Genomic DNA, 18,245 nt, shown 5'->3' with positions numbered 1-18,245 from the left:
TCGCGCCCCGCCGTCAGGCTGCTGCCCTGGGCGATGGTCTGCTCGCTGCGCTGGGTCGATTTCGACGACTGGCTGCCGTAAGAGAGGCTGACGCCAACCGTATTGTTGTTGGCCGGATCGTTGCCCTGCGCCGCATCCAGACGCGCGGCCTGGCCGGCCTGCACGCCGGAGAGGGCGGCTTTCACCCCCTGCAGGGCCTGCAGGGCCTGCAGGCGGCTGCTGCCGGCGGATTTGGCGTCCTGGGTGGCCTGCACCACGCTGTTGAGGGCGCTGCCCGCCGTGCCGGAGAGGGCCAGGGTCAGGCCGGAGGTTTTCTGTTCGACCACGTGGGTCTGCCGGCTCTGGTTTTCGGCGGCGGTAATGGCGACGTTTTTGCCGCTCAGGGCCATGTCCTGGCCGGCGATCAGGTCGGAGCCGTTGACCGTCAGGTTGTCGCCCGCGCGCAGGGTCAGGTCGCCGTTCACGCTGCCGACGGTGCTGCCCGCCCGGGTGATATCCGCCCCGGTATCGGTGGTTTTCACGCTCTGGGTGCCGTAGCTGAAGCCGATCCCGCCGGAGCTCATCAGCCCCGATTTTTTCTCCTGCTTGAGGTGCTGCTCGCTGTTGTACTCATCCTGGGTGTCGATCCGCAGGTCGTTGCCCGCCCGCAGGGCCACGTCGCCGCTGCCGGCCACGCTGCTGCCGCGCAGGGTGAGATCGTTGCCGGCAGTGATGCCGACGCTGTCGCCGTTTAGCTCGCTGCCCTGGGCCGTCTGCCGCGATACATTGTCCTGGGTGCGGGTGGTGGTTTTGGACAGCCAGCCGCTGCTGCCGGTGACCTTGTGGCGCTCGTCCAGCGTCTGGCTGTTTTCGCCCGCCGCGAGGGTGACGTTATTGCCTGCACCGAGGTTTAGCGCCGCGCCGGAGGAGAGGAGGGCGCCGCGGGCGCTGAGGTCGTGCCCGGCGCTCAGCGTGACGCTGCCTTTGCCGGTCACTTCGCTGCCGGTGCTGCTGCTCTGACTCTGGCTGAGGGCGTTGTCGGCATCCCACACCAGATTATCGCGCCGGGCGGTGGTGACGTCGTTGAGCTGGATATCGCGCCCGGCGACCAGCTGGACCTCGCCGCGTTCGCCGCTGGCGACCACCTGCGCGCCGCTGAGGGTGATATCGCGGCCGGAGTGCAGCGTTAGCCTGCCGTCATCGCCCTGAACGTAAATGCCGGAGACGCTGTCGATGGTGGTGCGGCTGAAGCGGTTATCGCCGCTGACGCTCTGCGCGTCGGCGAGGGTGGTGGTGGCGTTGATGTCCCGCCCGGCCAGCGCCTGCAGGCTGCTGTCGCCCTGGATAATGCCGCCGATGTTATTGATGTCGCTGCGGGCGTTCAGGCGCACGTCGTCGCCGAGCAGGGTGCCCGCCCGGTTGGTGATATTGTCGGCGTCAAGCTGCAGGACGCGGCGGCCGTTAAGGGTGCCGCTGTTGAAGAGGTCGCCGTTGAGTTTGATGCTGACGTTATTCCCGGCGAGCAGCGCGCCGGAGCCGTCGATGTCGCCGGGTTTGACTTTGGCGTAGACCTGCGGCACCAGCACGCTCTGCAGCGAGCCGTCCGGCATCTTCACCGTGGTGTTCACCAGCCAGACGATATCCCCGGTCAGCAGCGCCATCTGCTCGGGGGTCAGCGCCACGCCGCTCTTCAGCGCGTACTGCTTCCCGAAGGTAATGCCCTGATCCATCAAGGCCTTAAACTGCTCTTCGTCGCTGGTGTAGCCGTCAAGGTAGCGCTGGCCGGTCAGGGCGACCACCTGCTCGCGGATCAGCCGCTGCTCATAGTAGCCGTCTCCCAGCCGTTTCAGCGTCGTGTCGCCGTTGCCGGCCAGCGCCTGCTGCATGTAGTCGCTGCCGAGCCACTGCTTCTGGTTGGTGAAGCGCGGATCGGTCTCCACCAGATACGGCACGTCGGCGGCGGGGTTGACCGTAAACAGGCTGTTATCCGGCAGGGTCGTATTCGGGCCGACGATGCGAATCGCCCCTTCCGCGGGCGTGACCTCAAACTGCTGGCCCGCCGGCGGCGTGACCGGCTCGCCGGGCGAAACGGTGTGCTGACCGGCGACGGCGCCCGCGATGCCGATCGCCGCCGCCGTGCCCTGTGGGGTCAGCGGCGCGAGGGTGAGCGGCGTGCCCTCGACGCTGCCGCCGCTGATGAGCTGCCCCGGCTTCAGGGAGATGCTCTGAATTTCGCTTGGCGGTGTATAGGCGGTACGGTCGCGGCCCTGCTCGTCGCCCCCTTTGTGGCGAATGCGGTAGTAGTGTGTGGCGGTACCGACGTCGGTGGTTCGCCGCTCGCCGGTTACGTCGTCGTTTTTCACCTCCTGCAGGCCGGCGATCGCCAGGGTGCCGCCGGCGATGACCTGGCTCTTATCGTTCAGCAGGCGATCGCCGGTGAGCGTTATATTGCCGCCGGCGAGGATCTTCGCCGGGTCGGATTCGAGGATCCGCGTCTCTTCCACCGTGCGGGTATAGTCGAACTGGTTGAAGCTATCGTTATTGCTGCCGGTGTCGTCCGGAGTATTCAGATTGCGCAGGCCGTCGGCGGAGTTCCTGTCAACAAACACGCCGTCGTCCGCGGCGTTCCAGCGGTTGGGGGAGCCGGTGTGCTGATATTCGGTTAGCCGATCCTGAGAAACGGTGACGATCCCGGTGGTGAAGCGATCGTTGATGTTGTTGATCTGCCCGGCGGCGATCGTCATATCCCCGGCGGATTCGATCGTCGCGCTGTGGTTATCGACGGTTCCCGCCCGGCCGATCGCGGCGCCGTTATCCCCCAGCGCGCCGCCAATCAGCAGATCGCCGCCGCTGTAGATCAGCCCGCGATCGCGGTTGTTCAGGGTCTGCACTCCGAGGTCGACGCGCTCGCGCCCGGCAAGGGTCGCCGCCGTGCCGTTTTCTGCCAGGTTATTGAAAGTGATGGCATTGACGCCAATGGCGTTGCCGTAGATGCGCCCGCTGCCGCTGTTGGTGAGGGTCCCGGCGTTAATCCGCGTATAGCCGCCGTCGATCAGCCCGGCGTTGAACAGCGTGTCGCTGACGTTAAGGGTGTTTTGCCCGGCGTTAATTTCGCCGCTGGCCCCGTTGCTCAGGCTATGGCCGGTGAGGTCGAGCCTGCTGCCCGCCAGCAGTCTGCCGCCGTTGGTGATATCCCCTGCGGAGGCGAGCGTGAAGCTGCCGTTGGCTACCATCGTCCCGCTGTTATTCAGCGACCGGCGGCTGCTCAGCGCCATATCGCCGAGCGACAGCAGCTGGCCGCCGCCGTCGAGACTGTCCGCGTCAATGCGCAGCATCTCGCCGGCTTTCACCGTGCCGTCCTGGTTAAACAGCGCCAGCCCGTCGCCACGGATATCCACCGTCCCGGAGGCCGCCAGCCCGCCGCTGCGGTTGTCGAGCTCGCCGCCGTTGCGCACCGTCAGCGATTTATCGGCCAGAATCATCCCGCTGTGGTTATCGAGCGCTTCGCTGGCGAGGGCGATGTTCTGCGCCTCCAGCCCCTGATTGTCGCCGAGGGTATTGTGGTTGATCAGCCGGGCGGCGGTGAGCGTGAGCGTCGCGCCGCTGCGCATCAGCCCGGAAACGTTATCCACGATGCCGCGGGCGCTATCGATCAGCAGATCGCCGACGCTCTGGATCTCTCCCCCGGCGTTGTGCAGCTGCTGGCTGCGCAGGGTGGCGGCTGCGCTGCTGATGATGCTGCCGCTGCGGTTGCTGATGTCGTCCGCGGCGATCGTCAGGCTCCCGCCGCTCTGGATCAGGCCGCCGCTATCGTTGACCAGCTGCCCGCCGTTCACGCTCAGCGTCCGCTGCGCCGCCAGCTGGCCGCCCTGGTTGTCCAGCCGGTCGGCGCGCAGAAGGGCGTCGGCGCTGCTGAACAGGGTGCCCTGGCGGTTGTCGAGGGCGGTGACGCCAACCTCGAGCGCGCCGCCCGCGCCGACGATCCCGCGAGCGTTGTCCAGCGTGCCGCCGCTCAGCGTCATCGCGCCCAGCGCCTTCAGGCTGCCCTCGTGGTTCAGGAAGGCGCTGAAGCTGGCGTTCAGGGCCTGCTCTGCGGCGAACTGACCGGCACGGTTATCAACATCGCCTCCTTTGAAGGTGAGCGTGCCGCCGCTGGCGAGGTAGCCAAACTGGTTATCGAGCGCGCCGCTGTGAATAGCCAGCGCGCCGTGCGAGTACAGCGAGCCGGAGTGGTTGTTGAAGGTGCCGTTGGCGAGCGCCAGCGTGGCCCCGTCGGCGACGATAACCCCCTGCTGGTTATCCAGGCCGGCGGCGCTGATGGTCTGGGTTTTGGCCGCTTCGATGCGGCCCTTACCGTTGCTGACCGCCTGCGCGCTGCGGATCTCGCCGCTGCCGGTGGCGGCAGAGATCAGCCCTTGGCTATTGTTGAGATCCCCGGCGTCGATCCGGGTATCGCCCGCCGCGGCGAGGGTGCCCTGGCGGTTATCCAGCGTCGTCCTGGCGTGCGCCGTCAGGCTGCCGCCCTGCGCCGCCAGCACTTTCCCGCTGCGGTTATCGACGGCGTGCGCCGCGAGCTGAATATCGCCGTTGGCGGCAATCTCCCCCTCCCGGTTATCGATGTCGCCCGGCAGATTCACCGCCAGGGCGCCGCTGCCGGTCTGCACCAGCTTGCCTTTGCGGTTCGAAAGATGCTGTGCGGAGAGAGTTATCGCATCGGCGCTGAGCGTGCCGCCGTCGTTGTTGAGCGTTTGGCCGCTGCGCAGGGTCAGATCCCGGGCGTTGACACCGGCGTTTTGCGTAAGCAGGTGGCCCGCGCCGCTGTCCAGCTCGACCCGCTGGCCCTGGGTTCGGCTGCCGATGACGTCCACGCCCTGGCCGCTGGCGCGCAGGTTCCCGCCGGCCAGCGTCTGGCCGTGGACGCTCAGCTGGCCGTCGGCGTGCAGCCGCAGATCGCCGCTCTCCGCCAGCCTGCCGTCATTTTGCACTCCGGCGGCCAGCACGCTGTCGCGGCTGCCGGTGAGGCTGGCCGCCTGAATGTCCAGGTTATGGCCGGCGGTCAACGCGCCGCCGTTGCTGAACTCGCCGGCGGTGCGGACGGTAGCGTCTTCGCTGGCGCGCAGCGTGCCGCTGTTTTCAATGCGGCCGTCGGCGCTCAGGCTCACGCTTCCGGCCTGGGCGCCGATGGCCCCGGCGTTACGCACCCCGACGCCGCTCTCGGTGCCGACCATGCGGATTTTACCCGCGTACATGCCGCCGAGGCTGGCGACATCCACCGCCAGCTGCGGGCGGGTCGCCGGATCGTCGCCGGTTTTTTCGATGCGCTGGTGGGCGGCATCCACCCGGTTGCGCCCGGTGGTGACCCGCAGGTCTTTGGCCCACAGCCCGGCGTTAACCTTCACCGAGCGGGCAATAATATCGGTGTAGTCGGCCCCCGAGCTCTCCATCCCGGCGCCTTCGATGGTCACTTCGCCGCGTTCGACCTGATAGCCGGTGAGGTTGCCGTTGTTAAGCTGCGCCTGCCCGGTGGTCAGGGTGGCGCGGTTGGCGTTGATAAAGCCGCAGCCGTTACAGGTAATGCCGGACGGGTTGGCGATCACCACCTGGGCCTTTTTCCCGGCCACTTCAATCATCCCGTTCAGCCGGCTGGGGTCGCGCGAGTTGACCTCGTTGAGAATGACCTTCGCTTCGCCTTTCGCCAGCCAGGGGTTCCCCGCCACCATGCCGCCCAGCTGGGTCTGCACATTTTTATGCGAGTTATTGAGGATCGCCCCCTGCTGGTTGACGTCGAACTGGCTGTAGGTGTTGCGCGATACCCCGGCGGCCGACGGGGTCTGAATATTGACCTGCGGCGTGCCGTTGGCGCTCGGCATCACCGTCGGCTGCTGGTTTTTCGGCGCGCCGGCGTCGGCGACGATGTTGGCCTGCGCCGGGTGAATCACCCCCATCGCCAGCCACAGGCCGAAGCTGATGGCGCTGATTTTGCCGTGCAGCAGGCGCGGGAGGCTGCCCGGCGCGGAAGAGCGTGCGGCGCCGGCGCGTCCGGAGCGGGCGATGTCCGCCACCACCATCAGCATGCCGCGCGCTTTGTTGAACACAATACGGTAGAGGTTCTTATTCATGGTTTAGTCCTTTAAACGCTTCCGGCAGGTCGAAGGCGAGCGGGTGAGACAGCCGCCAGGTCCTGGCCTGTTCGCGGCTGACGCGGCGGCCGTGAAACATCACCACCCGCTTGCCGCGCTGCTCGCCGCGGTGATAGAGCGCCCGCACGCAGTGGTCGGCAAAGACCTCCTGGCGCATCAGGGCGTTCATGGCGGCGGTATGGCCGAACGGCGCGATCCAGTCGCAAAACCACATCCGGTCGCCGCTGTCCCAGTCCGTCTCGCGCATCTCAATCGCCGGACGGGTGAGGTAGCGGGCCTCAGACTCCCGGTTGAGCCACGCCCAGCTGAGAAAAAACACCGGCCGCTCGTTTTGGATAACCAGCACATACTGGCGGCGCTTGATGATCGGCATCAGCAGCGTGGGCAGGGCGTGCAGCGGGGCGTCCCGGTGCATCGGCGAATGCATCCATAGCCAGACGCTGGCCCCCAGCACTTCGGCTTCGTTGTCGGTACCGCCGAAGATCAGCGGCGCCTTAATCTCGTATTGTCCAGTGCGCATCACCAGCTCCAGTTCAGGTTGAAGCCAAGCGTGACGGCGCTGGTGTGGAACCCATCCGGCTTCGAGAATGGCGTTCCGGCGAACAGGTCATAGCCGGTATTGAAGGCGCTGCCGCGAAGGCCGATGACGCCGCCCGCAAGGTGTTGGCCGATAAGGTAATCAGAGCTATAGCCGCCGACTTCACCGTAGTCCGCGCCGAGATAGAGCTCCTGGCTCTCCAGCGGGGTGCGCCAGGCCAGATCGTTGCGGACGTACCAGCCGTGGCTGGCGCTGAGGGTGCGCTCGCCGTCGAATCCGCGTACCGTCCAGCGGTTGCCGATGGCGAACTGATCCTGCGGCGTCAGCGGGGTGTTGCTGATCTGGCGCAGATACTGCACGTTGTAGCGGAAATTCTGGCTCCCGAGGGTAAAGGGCAGGTCGAGCTGGGCGTTGAGCTGGGTGATTTTGCTCAGCGCGGTGGCGTCGCCGACGTACTCTTCCGGCGCGGGCCGCGCGCCAAACCAGCGGGTGCCGCGCTGGTAGCTGGCGCCGAGGTCGAGGGTGGCCTGGCCGATGTAGTGGCGATGCTGCAGCCCCACGCGCCAGGCCGCCGTCTGGCGACGCTGGACGCCGACTTCGGTATCGTCGATGAAGTTGCGGGTTTCACGCGCCAGCACGTCGTAGGTGAAGGTCGTTTTCTGCGTCCCGCTGCGGTGCAGAACGCGGCTGAGCTGCAGGTCGAGATTTTTACTTTTGCCGCTGTAGCGGTAGTCGCCGTTCAGCCCGGCCACCGTCTGGTGATAGTCGTAGTCGCTGCCGGTGACCCCCAGCATCCAGTAGCCGTAGGGCACGGAGTAGTGGCCGATGTAGTTGCGGCTGCTCTTGCCGCCGCTATCGTCGAGGTCGTGGCTGGCGGAGAGGTACAGCAAGTCGCTGAGCGAGAAAGGGTTATCCAGCGACAGCGTTACGCCGCCCTGATAGCGACCGGTGGTTTCGGTGCCCGAGTCATCCAGCGACAGCCCCAGACGCCACATCTTCGACTGCTTACGCGTAATGACGATATCGCTCTCGCCGGGATTGTCGCCGGGGACAATTTCCATGCTCGCCTCGACGGTGGGCAGGCGCTGGAGATTTTCCAGCCCCTGTTCGATATCGCGCAGGTCGAGCAGATTGCCCTCATGGGCCGGAAAGGCGCTATACAGCCGGATATAGTCGTCGCTCTGCTCCGTCAGCCGCACGTGGCGCACGTAGCCCGGCACGATCGTCAGCTTCAGGGTGCCGCTTTTCAAATCCTGGGAGGGCGCCAGCACGCGGGTGGTGATCCAGCCGCCGTCGACCAGCCGATTTTGCAGGGTGCTCATCAGCAGGTTAATCCCTTTCCCTCCGAGGCAGCGCCCCTGCGCCTGGTCAGCGATGCGCTGCAGCGGCAGCCAGCGGGGAAGTGCCTGCTGGCCGCTCAGCGCCACGCGGTGGATGGGAAAGCAGGGCGTTTCCGTCGGGAAAGGAATGCGACCGAAGCCGGAAGCGGGCTCGGAGAGGCGCACGTCGGGCGTCGGCGGGGTCAGCTGCTGCTCCAGCGCCTTCTGACGCTGCTGCTGAATGATAAACTGATCGTCAGGGCCTGCGGCGTGGGCCGGCAGCAGAAAAAACAGACCTATAGCTGAGGCGATCGCCCGGCAAAAAATGGCTTCGCGGTTCATTGGCATCCTTGCAATGTGAAAATGAACAAACTGTGAGTTTGTGTAAAATTGTTCAATTTTTGTCAAGGAAAGGGAACCAGGCATATTCCGAAAAAGCGCGCACCCCCTGCCGGGACGCAGGAGAGTGGAGGGTGGAAATCGACATAAACCGCTGTGATTTCAGCAGGAAACGCGTTCTATCCGGCAACGGGCGTGGCGTATCGCCCCGGCGAAAAGCGTTGAATAATATCGTCGAGGTTTTCGCGAGTGACCGGGGGCGAGATCAGATAGCCCTGAAACCTGTCGATCCCCAGCGCCTTCAGCATATTGAGCTTTTCCAGGCTATCCACCCCCTCGGCAACGCAGCGGCTGCCGGTTAGCTGGCAGTAGTAGATCAGGCTTTTTACCAGCGCCAGCGCGTGGGCGTCGTGCTGGAAATCATTCACGATGCTCATGTCGAGCTTGTACTCGCTAAAGCGCACCGCGCGGACCGGAAACATCACGCTGCTTTGTGAAAAGCAGTCGTCGAGCATAATGCGAAAGCCCTGCTGCTGTAATTTCACGATATTGCTGCCGATCTTGCCCTGGCGGTTGAGATCGACGGTTTCGGCAAATTCCAGTACCAGCCTCTCCGCCCAGCGCGGATCGCCCAGCTGCTGGCGGGCCGCCTCCATCATCCGCATGAGGTTGTCATGCCCGGCGATAACCGGCGGAACGTTCACCGAGAAGTAGTACTCCCCGCGATGCTGGTTGATGCCCTGAACCGCTTCCCGCAGCGCAAAGGCGGTCAGCAGCAGCCAGGCATATTCCGCGCGCACCAGCGGCAGAAACTCGCCGGGCAGCAGCACGCTGCCGTTGCGCCGCCAGCGCGACAGCACCTCGATACCCTTGAGCATTAGCCGGCCATCGGTAATGGGCTGGAATACCGGAAACACCTGCCGACAGTGGATCGCGTGCACGAACTCGCGCTCAAACGCCGAAAGCGTGGCGAACGCCTGCGCCTTTTGCCCTTTTGCCTGGCCTCCGGGGAAGCGGTTCGCCAGATGAGGATGCTGTTCCACCATCTTTTTTAGTCCTGACAGTCTCTGGTTATAGAGGGTTTTATGGCTCACGCCCCGCAGCTCGGCCTGGCGAGTAATGCTGTATCCGCGCAGCCAGTCCAGCGCGGCGTTGAACTCGGGTTTGCTCAGGCCCGTCGGGGGAATACCGCGCGCGGTCGCCTCCTCACAGGCCAGCGTCTCCAGCGAAGGGTAGTCCGGCGCAGGCTGGCTCAGCAGCGAGGCCAGCTGCCGGCAGGGCAGGTCGGAGGCGACGGTTTTGACGGCGGCAAGACGGCGGCGGTTGCCTACCAGGTGCAGCAGCGTTTGCCACAGCCAGCCGGCGGGGCTGCGGCTGAGGATCAGCATCGGCAGCGCGCTGGCGCTGCGGTCGAGCAGCAGCGCCGCCTGGCGCAGGGTGAACAGCAGCCAGAAAGGGTCGTCGGGTAGAAACACCACGATCCGCCTGAAGGCCGTCGGGTCGGGCAGCGACGGCGCGTCATGGGCCTGAGGGGATAAAAACGTCGGCCGCCGCCCGCCCGCGCCGATCAGCGAAGAGAGCCCCTCCGCGGCCATCGAACAGGGTGAGAGTATGCACTCCACCGCCGGGGCCGGCGGCGGGAGTGGCGCCCTACTGGTAGACAAACGTCACCCCGATAATCGACTGCACGTTGCCGGCGGTGACCTGCCCGCTGGTGCGCGCGTACTCGGCCGTCAGCCCAAGGCTCACCGGCGAGGTGCCGACCGTACCCAGCGATACCGGGCTGTTGGCGGACACCGCCGTGCCGCCGCGGGTCAGCTGCACGCCGATCCCCTGCGCCGGCGAGGCGGAGGCGGTATTGGTGAAAATGGCGTTGCCGGAGCCGGTGGTGGTGCCCGACAGGTAGTAGCCCAGCGTCTGGTTCTGCGCGCAGTGCACCGTCAGCGGCACCGCCATCGAACCGGGATAGTCCGGCAGCGTTACCGTCACGTCGCGGGCGGAGACGTCGCAGCCGCCGGTCGGCACCACCACGTCGTTATTGGCATAAATGTTCCAGACGAACTGGTAGGAGTCGCCGTTGTAGTTGTTGGTCTGGTGGAGGATCAGCACGGCGATCAGCGACCCGGAGGTAATGGCGATCCCGCCGGCGGTGCTGACCGGCGTCAGGTAGAGCACGGTTGGCCACGGCTTATCGGTGGTCGAGTCGTAAATCACCCGCGAGGTTTCCGTGGTGGTCGGGAACGGATAGGAGCTGCCGTTGTATTTTACGGTACCGGAGAAGCTCGATAGCACGCCGCCGTAGGCTGAGCCGCGCTGTAGGGTGACGTAGTCGGTGATGGTCTGCGGATAATCGTTATGGCAGAAAATCTGCGTCGAGAGGTCGACCACCAGGTTCTGCCCGACGCTGACCGCAGGCGCGAGATTGACGTAGACGTTGGCGCTGCCGCCGCCGATGGGGATGGTTTGTCCGCTGGCGGTTTTACAGGCGAAGGACCAGGCGTTAACCGACCAGCCCATCATCGCCAGCGCGGCCAGCAGGGTGACTATTTTTTTCATAAACGTACTCTCCTGATTCAGGCGTAGGTGTAGGTGACGTTAATCACCGCCTGAATGGTTCCCTGGGTGGCGCCGCCGTTCACCGTCAGCGCCCTGACCTGCAGCGGGAAACGGGCGGACTGGGTGGCGTCATCGACCTGCACCGATTGAGTGGCGCCGTTGTTCAGCGTGGTGCCGCCGCTGTCCTGCAGCTCGAGCTGGATATTGCCGGCGGTGCCCTGGTTTTTGTAATAGCCGGTGCCGTCCGCGGTGCCGCTGAAGGTGGCGACCACCCGCGAGGTGCCAATCGGGCAGTTGCTTAAATCGAGCGCCACGCTGTGCCACGCCGAAGCGGCCCCCGCCGAGACCAGGCTGAAGGTGTAGAGATCGCCGAGTTCGACGGTGGCGTTGGTGGTCGACACCGTGCACGGTTTGGCCACCACCTTGCCGTTTACGGTGATGGTGACGTCGGCGGCCTGCAGCGAGGAGGCGGCCATGAGCAGCGCGCCGGCTACCAGCCAGCCTGGGGGAGTCCATTTCATCTCAGCCTCCGGTTACTGAAATTCCAGCGTAAAGGTCGCTGTGGCGTTAACGTGTCCGGCGGTAACCGGGACCTGGGTCGCCATCAGGCGGGCGTAAAAGTTCAGGGTATTGGTCTGCCCCGGCGTCAGGGTGGTCCAGGCTATCGCCGAGGAGGCGGCGTTCAGCGGCAGCATCGCCTGCTGCGTATCGAGGATCTGCACCCCCATGCCCGCCGCGGCCGACGCGCCGCTGTCCAGCTTTAACAGGCTGGTGTTGACGCTATCCGCCACCCCAATAAAGCCCACCTTCACCGCGGTGACCGAACTGCCGCAGGGCGACAGGACGATGCGAAACGGCACCGCGGGCGTGGTGGCGCCGACGGCATGAAACTGTTTGGCGGCGTTATCCAGCAGGTCGACGGTAAAATCCTTTGATTCTCCCGCCACCGCGCAGGCGTTATCCCGCACGTAGCCGCTGATGGTGATGGTGCTGTCGGCGGCGCACGCGTTGGCGACGGCAAGCGACAGCACGGCCAGCAGCAAATAGAACGATTTTGTCATCATGATCCTTTCCTTAGCGGCACACGGCGGAGAGCTGGCTGAGCGCCTGCTGCTGGCTCTCCGGCGGCAGACGATACTCGGCTACGCAGCCGGCATCCGGCCCGTCTCCCCACTTCACCTGCACCCGGCCGGCCAGCGGCATCCCGCTGAGGTAGACCTGGCCGTTATCGGCGACAATGCTGCCGCTCTGATTGCTCGCCGAGGTCACCATGGCGCCGAACGGCACCGGCTTGCCGTTGCGGGTGAGGGTCATCAGCAGTTTCATCCCGACGTGGGCCTTGAAGTCGGCGCGGACGATCGCGCCATGGGTTGGCACCACGCTAACCACGGCGTCGTCAAGATCGACGTTGTCGGCGAGGGTGTTGGTATCCAGCGCCACCCGGTTCTCCCGGTACTCGGTGGCGTAAGGCAGCACCGCGTAGCCGCGCCAGTCGGTGCGCACGCCGGTCTGATTCTCCACCTTCACCTTCTCCGCGCCGGGCGCTTTGATAAGCACCACCGTGTCGTTCAGCGGCTGGCTTAAGGTCACGCCGTTGGCGTGGGCCAGCACGCCGCCGCTGACGCCGTAGTAGAGCTGCTTAAAGCCGTCGCTGCGGCTGTAGCCGACGTTGGCGTTGCCGTAGCCGCCGCGGTAGTTCAGAGCGGTATAGCCCGTGCCGCCGCTGCTGCCGGCGCCGCCACCTGCGTAGCCGGTCTGCACGCTGTAGCTGAGGTTGTTATCCTCCAGCAGGGTGCCGTAGAGCCCGGCGAGGTTGGTCATCCGGCCGTCGAGGTCGTGCGACATGCTGTAGCTGGCGCTGGCGTGACGCCACGCGGATTTGCTGTCCGAGCGCAGCCAGTGGCTGAACGGAATGTTGACGTTGACCGCCAGCATCTGGTCGCGCCCCTGCTGCCAGGCGTTTTTGGTCAGGCTGTAGCTCAGCGTCCAGTTGATATCGTCCACCGCGGCGTTGAGCCCGGCCTGCAGCTGCTGGTCCGCCTTGCCGGTTGACCAGTAGGTCTGATGGCTGCCGCTCATATAGAGCGTGGCGGTGCGCCCCAGCTGCTGGGTGACGCTGGCCTGCACCCGGCCGCGTTTGCTGTAGGCGAGGTTGTAGTAGTCGGTGAATTTGGGCTTCACCTGGATAACGCCGTCCTGGGTCTCGACGTCGTAGCCGCTCATCCGGCTATAGGTGGTATCGGCAAAGCTGTAGTAGCCCCGCGTGGAGTAGCGGTAGCCGACCAGCTGAATATTGGTGCCGATTTCGTTAAGCGATTTGTTATAGAGGAAGCGCAGCGACTGCCCCTGATGGTTGCTGTCGTCCGGCAGGGTGGCGTTTGCCTGGGTCACGTCCAGCGACACGGCGCCGAACTCGCCCATGTTTTTACCGACGCCGAGGTTAAAGGCGCGGTAGCGGTCGGCCAGCTGGGAGCCGCCGTACAGCGTCCAGCCCGCCGGCAGGCCGTGAAGCAGCGTTCCCTGGAAGAATTTCGGCTTCTCCTGCTGGTCGTTGCCGCTGCGGTATTCCCCCGCCGTCAGGGCGAAGCGCGAATGACCCTCGCGCTGCAGCACCGGCACCGTTGACCACGGCACGGTGAAGACCTGGCGGGTGCCGTCGGTCTCTTTGATGGTGACCTGCAGATCGCCGCCGTTACCTGCGGCATAGAGGTCGTTGATGGTGAACGGTCCGGGCGGCACCGTGCTTTGGTAAATTTCGTAGCCGTTTTGCCTGATCGAGACCTGCGCCGTTCCCCGGGCAATCCCGTGGATGACCGGGGCGAAGCCTTTCTGGCTGTCCGGCAGCATATTGTCGTCAGAGGCCAGCTGGGCGCCGCGGAAGTTGATGCCGTCGAACACGTCGCCGTTGGTGTAGCTGTCGCCGAGCGTCAGGCGCGAGCGCAGAGGGACAATATCCCGCTCCAGCCAGCTGTTGACGTGCTGCCACTTATTTTCGTTGCTCGATGAACCGCCGCCGCTGCTGTAGCTCCAGGTGGTGTTATCGCGCAGGCGCCAGGCACCGAGGTTGAGGCCGCTTTGCAGATTCAGGTAGGCATAATTGCTGCTGCCGCCAATATCGTTGTGCACGTTGTTGCCGGTGAAGTTGTAGTTCAGCAGCCCGGCGTTAATTCCGTCATCCCAGAGTTCAGGGGGAATATAGCCGCGCGCGCGGTTGCCCATAAAGGCCTGGGGAATGGTCAGGTACAGGCGCTGCTGGCCGACGTCGAAGCGGCTGGTGGACTCTTTGATCAGGGCAGCGAGCGGTACGCAGGCGTCGGCGGCCAGCGTCTCCATTCCCGCCACGGCGGGCGTGTTGACGCCCATGCTCGCCAGCTGGCCACGGGTCAGGCAGGGCGCGAGGCGATGATCCTCTTCCCCGGCCTTAAAGGTCACGTCGCGGGTGGTCATAAAGCCGTTGTTCAGATAAATATCGACCCGATAGGTGCCGGGCGGCACCTCCTGTCCCTTCTCGAAGTTCGAGAGGTCCGCCACCGCCGCCGGATCGTCAGCCAAAAAACGCGGGTTAAAATAGAGCTCCGCCCGCGCGGAAAAGGCCAGAGTGGCCAGCGCAAGCAGCAGCGGGAACTGCACCAGCGGCCCCGCAAAACGCGGGGCATGACGCCGGGTGCGGGGAGAAACCAAACGGTTCGGTCCATATTTCAGATGTGACATAATCCCTCCGGTCCGAAGTCGCCCGGCTGTCAGTTCTTATTATATTTCAGGGGATAACGCTGGTTTCCCCGTAGCTATTGCGCGACGCCCTTCATCCGCGGGGTCAGCGCGCCGTAGTCGTTAATCGTCCGCCAGGAGATCTCGCTGCCGGCGCCCGGCGGTAGCTTCACCGAGGCTTCACCCATTGGCGGAACCAGCGCGTTTTCCAGCACCCGTGTTCCGGCGTTGAGTTCGGTCACCGTCAGGTAGTAAGGGGTAGGGTTAATCAGCGTGAGGGTGTTTGCGCTGCGGCGAAAGCGCAGCTTCTCCGTCGCCTGATCCGGCGAGAGTGCCAGCTTAGCCGGGCGATAGTAGAGCTTGATGCGGCTGATAATCGCCAGCTGCAGGGTATTGTCGCTGAGCTTCGATTTATCCATCGACGGGATCGCCTTAACGTTCATCCAGAACAGGCTTTCGCGATCCTGCGGCAGCTGATTGTTGGTGGCGTCAATGATCCGCAGGGTGTTCTCTTTTTTACCCTGCATGGCGAACAGCGGCGGGGTGATAACAAACCGTCCGTCCTTCTGACCGTCGGCATTTTCTACCCACGACTGAATCAGATAGGTGCTGTTGTCATCGTTGTTGGTTACCGCCAGCTGGACCTGCTTTTGCCCGGCAGGATAGATAACCCTGGTGGCTCCCAGCGCCACGCCCGCATCGGCAGCGGTGCTAAACCCGGCGGTGGCGATCATCAAAAAGCCTGCCACCAGGCTTTGTGTCATCCCCAGTCTCTTTCTCACGTTTTCCCCTTTTATACTCACCGTTGATTCCTGTATCCGGTATGCCTGCTGGCTGGTTACTGATAGGTCAAAGCAAACCAGGCCTGAGCGTTCGCGGCTCCGCCGGTCACCTGACGTCCGGTCGCCCGATATTTGGCGACAAAATGTAGCGTGGTCGGTCCGGTATACAGCCGTGACCAGGCCGCCGGTGGACTATTGAGCGGGATCGGATGGTCCTCGCTGTCAAACAGCGCCACGCCGACGCCGGTCGCGATGCCTGGGCCTTCGCCCACCGAGAGCACGTCCGGATTTTTGCCGTCAGCAACGCCGTGAAAGGTCACTCCCACCCGCTGGCTGACCGCGGTGTTGCAATCCTGCAGATGGATAGCGAAAGGAACGGGGTGAGTATCTTCGCCTGCTGAATGAAACCGATTGCTGCTGATTTGCCCCATCTCGACCGTCAGCTGACGGTCGCCTGCTTCCACGCGGCAGGATTCGGCGATGATCACGCCCTGGAAACGCATGCTGCCGCCGGGCAGGGTGACGTTCCACTGGTTACCGGCCAGCGCCAGCGGCGGCAGCAAAACGATCAGCAGACCTGATTTCATTCCTTGCATCGTGATTACCCCAGTCCTGTATGGATAACGGGCCTTCCTGGCCCGACGAGCATCCGTGCGTGATGGTGAATTACTCGTACTGAACTTTGAAGGTCGCGTCGGCGTTAGCGGTACCGGCAGTTGCTGCGCCGGTCGCGTAGTAGCGAGCCTGGAACGGAATGATGTTGGTGCCGTCGTTCAGCGTGGTGGCAGCACCGAAGGTTGCGCCGTCGAGCGCCAGCGCGGTGCCGGTGCTGTCGAGGATCTGGACGCCAACGTTAGTTGCGCCGCCAGCTGCAGAGTTTTGCAGCGCCAGTACGGTGGTGTTGGTGCTATCGACCGCGGTACCGGAGAAGGCAACGGAGGCTTTAGTCGCAACGGTCGTATCGCAGTCGTCCAGCTGGATGTTGAAACCAACGGCGGAGCTGGTGCTGCCCGCGGTAGCGAGTTTGGCTGAACGCACCTGGCCCAGCTGCACGGTTTGATCGATAGAGCCGGCGTCTACTGCACAGGCTGCGTTGACCACTTCCCCTTTAAAATGCACTGTCCCGCCGTTTACCGTGGTGGTATCGGCTAAAGCCGCCGCGGAGCTCAGGGACAGGGCTGACAGAACAACGATTGCCAGTGTTTTGATTTTCATGTTGTTTTCCTTTAAACAATGTCGATATTACGAACCGAAATTGGCAGTCTTTGTGCCTTCCAGGCATTCCATATGTCAGCCGAATGGTCCGACTGCCGGCTCTGCTCAGTTTTTGCCCCAACGATGAGTCAATTGGGGCCATTTTGACTCATTGGATTAAAGTGCTGAAATTAGGGGGTTTTAAGGCGTATTTTTGAACTTAAAGTTCTTTGGTATTCTTTTTTGTGGTTTTTTATGCTGGATTTTTATTTTTAGTAGCGTATACGGAGTGGCTGAGTCAGCGGAGAGGACAAGGCGAGGTTATGAATCGGATGGAAATGAAAGTAAATAAATGTCGGAGTAAAAAGTGTTTTTAATCAATTAGATATTTATTATTTTTGGAAATATATGCACTTGCCGGTTGCAAAAGATTACAAAACATTTTTATGATATAAACAGTTTGGCCCCAATTGACCTATTCATTCACGAAATTTATCTTATTTATCAAAGTAATAATTTATTTCTTCTGCTCAGGGATACTTTTATCCAGCAAATTATTTCTTTCCCATAATCCGGCAAAACGCGCCGCGTTGCTGGCGGTATAGCGTACCGTATGGCGAATATTGCGATGTCCCAGATAATCCTGAATCAAACGCGTATCTGTCCCTCTTTCGGCGAGCTCGTAGCCGCAGGCGTGGCGCAGCATGTGCGGATGGGTGTGGGTGGCGGTTCCGGCCTCTTCGCCGGCGCTGCGGATAATACGATACGCCTGCTGCCGTGAGAGCTGGGTGCCGCGGCGGGAGATAAAAATAGCGTCGGTGCTTTGCGCGGCCTTCCAGCCGGCGCGAGCCCGGGTCCAGCGCTCAATGGCCTCCAGTTCGTCAAAGCGCAGCGGGTGGATGGTTGAAAATCCGTTCTTCAGCCGGCGGACGTTGATGCGCCCCTCGCTGAGGTCAAGATCGCGGTAGTGCAGGTTGAGTAGTTCACTGATGCGCATGCCGTGGCGAAACGCCAGCAGGATAAGACAATAATCACGTTCGCCGGTGGGCCCGTGGCGAACGGCCAGCATCATAGCCTGAACTTCTTTACCGGTAAGAAAACGACGTCGATTCACAATACATTGCTCCTGTATTTTATTTACACCAGAACCTCAGCCTGAAAAAACGTTCAGGCTGATGAAAAAATAATCCGCGATGTTAAAACCGTATTATATGAAGGTATTTAATTTCAAAAAGGCGATCACATTACATTTACACATAGCGAAAATAGCGCCACGCGATAATTCTTATTTTTATGGATTTTATTCAATACCACAATAGAGCCGCCGGCAATCGTTGCCAGGTTCATAAAATCAAAAGGGAAAAAGTTATTGCGGGCGATATGATAGATGAAAAAATAGTTCGCAAGCATTTAAAACGCGTGCGCCGGGCTATTTTATTGTCCCGCTTTGCCCTCGCCAGCGCCGGTGCAGTGCCCGGAGTTTCCGCGCCCTGCGGGGCGTGCATCGCGCATCATCCCCCCGCTACCGCGCGGATGATTCCGCGCCTTCCTGGTCCAATAGGTGGCAATCGTTACGCGCGGTTATAAATAGCGAACGGATATCCGGAATATATACAGGGATATCGCGATTTGCTTGTTTATTGTTGAAATAAGAACTTGCGGGAACATTAATCGCAATTAATGCATGGTT

General features: G+C 62.8%; 12 protein-coding genes. All 12 read right to left on the bottom strand.

Features of this window, described 5'->3' with window-relative positions; all coding sequences use genetic code 11:
• Positions 1–6,098, bottom strand: a 6,098-nt coding sequence (locus tag RTE01_RS20110) for a two-partner secretion domain-containing protein (RefSeq protein ID WP_141335295.1), incomplete at its 3' end; no start/stop codon positions are given.
• A complete protein-coding gene (locus RTE01_RS20105) occupies positions 6,091–6,639 on the bottom strand; it encodes a toxin-activating lysine-acyltransferase (protein ID WP_134527630.1) in 549 nt (182 codons plus the stop codon). The genes RTE01_RS20110 and RTE01_RS20105, both read right to left, overlap by 8 nt.
• Positions 6,639–8,318 (bottom strand): ShlB/FhaC/HecB family hemolysin secretion/activation protein, encoded by a 1,680-nt coding sequence (locus RTE01_RS20100; protein WP_174824241.1) that lies wholly within the window; start codon positions 8,316–8,318, stop codon positions 6,639–6,641. Before RTE01_RS20100 ends, RTE01_RS20105 begins: the two co-directional genes overlap by 1 nt.
• Positions 8,319–8,494: 176 nt before the next feature.
• Complete coding sequence (locus RTE01_RS20095; RefSeq protein WP_409372343.1) at positions 8,495–9,979, bottom strand: EAL domain-containing protein; 1,485 nt, start codon at positions 9,977–9,979, stop codon at positions 8,495–8,497.
• Positions 9,966–10,871, bottom strand: a complete 906-nt coding sequence (locus RTE01_RS20090; protein WP_041147098.1) for a fimbrial protein — start codon at positions 10,869–10,871, stop codon at positions 9,966–9,968. The genes RTE01_RS20095 and RTE01_RS20090 overlap by 14 nt, the downstream gene beginning before the upstream one ends.
• Before the next feature lie 17 nt (positions 10,872–10,888).
• The gene (gene fimG / locus RTE01_RS20085) at positions 10,889–11,392 is read right to left on the bottom strand and encodes a type 1 fimbrial minor subunit FimG (protein ID WP_041147097.1); all 504 of its coding nucleotides are present in this window, start codon (positions 11,390–11,392) and stop codon (positions 10,889–10,891) included.
• A gap of 12 nt (positions 11,393–11,404) precedes the next feature.
• Positions 11,405–11,932: a type 1 fimbrial adaptor subunit FimF gene (gene fimF, locus RTE01_RS20080; protein WP_123552145.1), complete on the bottom strand. Its 528-nt coding sequence runs from the start codon at positions 11,930–11,932 to the stop codon at positions 11,405–11,407.
• Between the two features lie 13 nt (positions 11,933–11,945).
• The gene (locus RTE01_RS20075) at positions 11,946–14,582 is read right to left on the bottom strand and encodes a fimbrial biogenesis usher protein (RefSeq protein ID WP_134527627.1); all 2,637 of its coding nucleotides are present in this window, start codon (positions 14,580–14,582) and stop codon (positions 11,946–11,948) included.
• Positions 14,583–14,656: 74 nt separating this feature from the next.
• The gene (locus tag RTE01_RS20070) at positions 14,657–15,382 is read right to left on the bottom strand and encodes a fimbria/pilus periplasmic chaperone (protein WP_071844980.1); all 726 of its coding nucleotides are present in this window, start codon (positions 15,380–15,382) and stop codon (positions 14,657–14,659) included.
• Positions 15,383–15,417: 35 nt separating this feature from the next.
• Positions 15,418–15,957, bottom strand: coding sequence for a type 1 fimbrial minor subunit FimI (gene fimI / locus RTE01_RS20065; protein WP_041147095.1), 540 nt, complete (start codon positions 15,955–15,957; stop codon positions 15,418–15,420).
• A 70-nt stretch (positions 15,958–16,027) separates the two neighbouring features.
• Positions 16,028–16,576, bottom strand: coding sequence for a type 1 fimbrial major subunit FimA (gene fimA, locus RTE01_RS20060; protein WP_045857312.1), 549 nt, complete (start codon positions 16,574–16,576; stop codon positions 16,028–16,030).
• 496 nt (positions 16,577–17,072) lie between these two features.
• Positions 17,073–17,669, bottom strand: coding sequence for a tyrosine-type DNA invertase (locus RTE01_RS20055; protein WP_123552024.1), 597 nt, complete (start codon positions 17,667–17,669; stop codon positions 17,073–17,075).
• Positions 17,670–18,245: the final 576 nt, after the last annotated feature.

Origin of the sequence: Klebsiella terrigena, from assembly GCF_006539725.1 — a bacterium.
In the GTDB taxonomy this organism is placed as follows: Bacteria; Pseudomonadota; Gammaproteobacteria; order Enterobacterales; family Enterobacteriaceae; genus Klebsiella; species Klebsiella terrigena.
This window is presented reverse-complemented; position numbering and strand designations above follow the sequence as displayed.

Coding starts and splice junctions, on each gene's coding strand:
- RTE01_RS20105 (WP_134527630.1), bottom strand. CDS start 6,639: ATGCGCACTGGACAATACGAGATTAAGGCGCCGCTGATCTTCGGCGGT.
- RTE01_RS20100 (WP_174824241.1), bottom strand. CDS start 8,318: ATGAACCGCGAAGCCATTTTTTGCCGGGCGATCGCCTCAGCTATAGGT.
- RTE01_RS20090 (WP_041147098.1), bottom strand. CDS start 10,871: ATGAAAAAAATAGTCACCCTGCTGGCCGCGCTGGCGATGATGGGCTGG.
- fimG (WP_041147097.1), bottom strand. CDS start 11,392: ATGAAATGGACTCCCCCAGGCTGGCTGGTAGCCGGCGCGCTGCTCATG.
- fimF (WP_123552145.1), bottom strand. CDS start 11,932: ATGACAAAATCGTTCTATTTGCTGCTGGCCGTGCTGTCGCTTGCCGTC.
- RTE01_RS20075 (WP_134527627.1), bottom strand. CDS start 14,582: ATGTCACATCTGAAATATGGACCGAACCGTTTGGTTTCTCCCCGCACC.
- fimI (WP_041147095.1), bottom strand. CDS start 15,957: ATGCAAGGAATGAAATCAGGTCTGCTGATCGTTTTGCTGCCGCCGCTG.
- fimA (WP_045857312.1), bottom strand. CDS start 16,576: ATGAAAATCAAAACACTGGCAATCGTTGTTCTGTCAGCCCTGTCCCTG.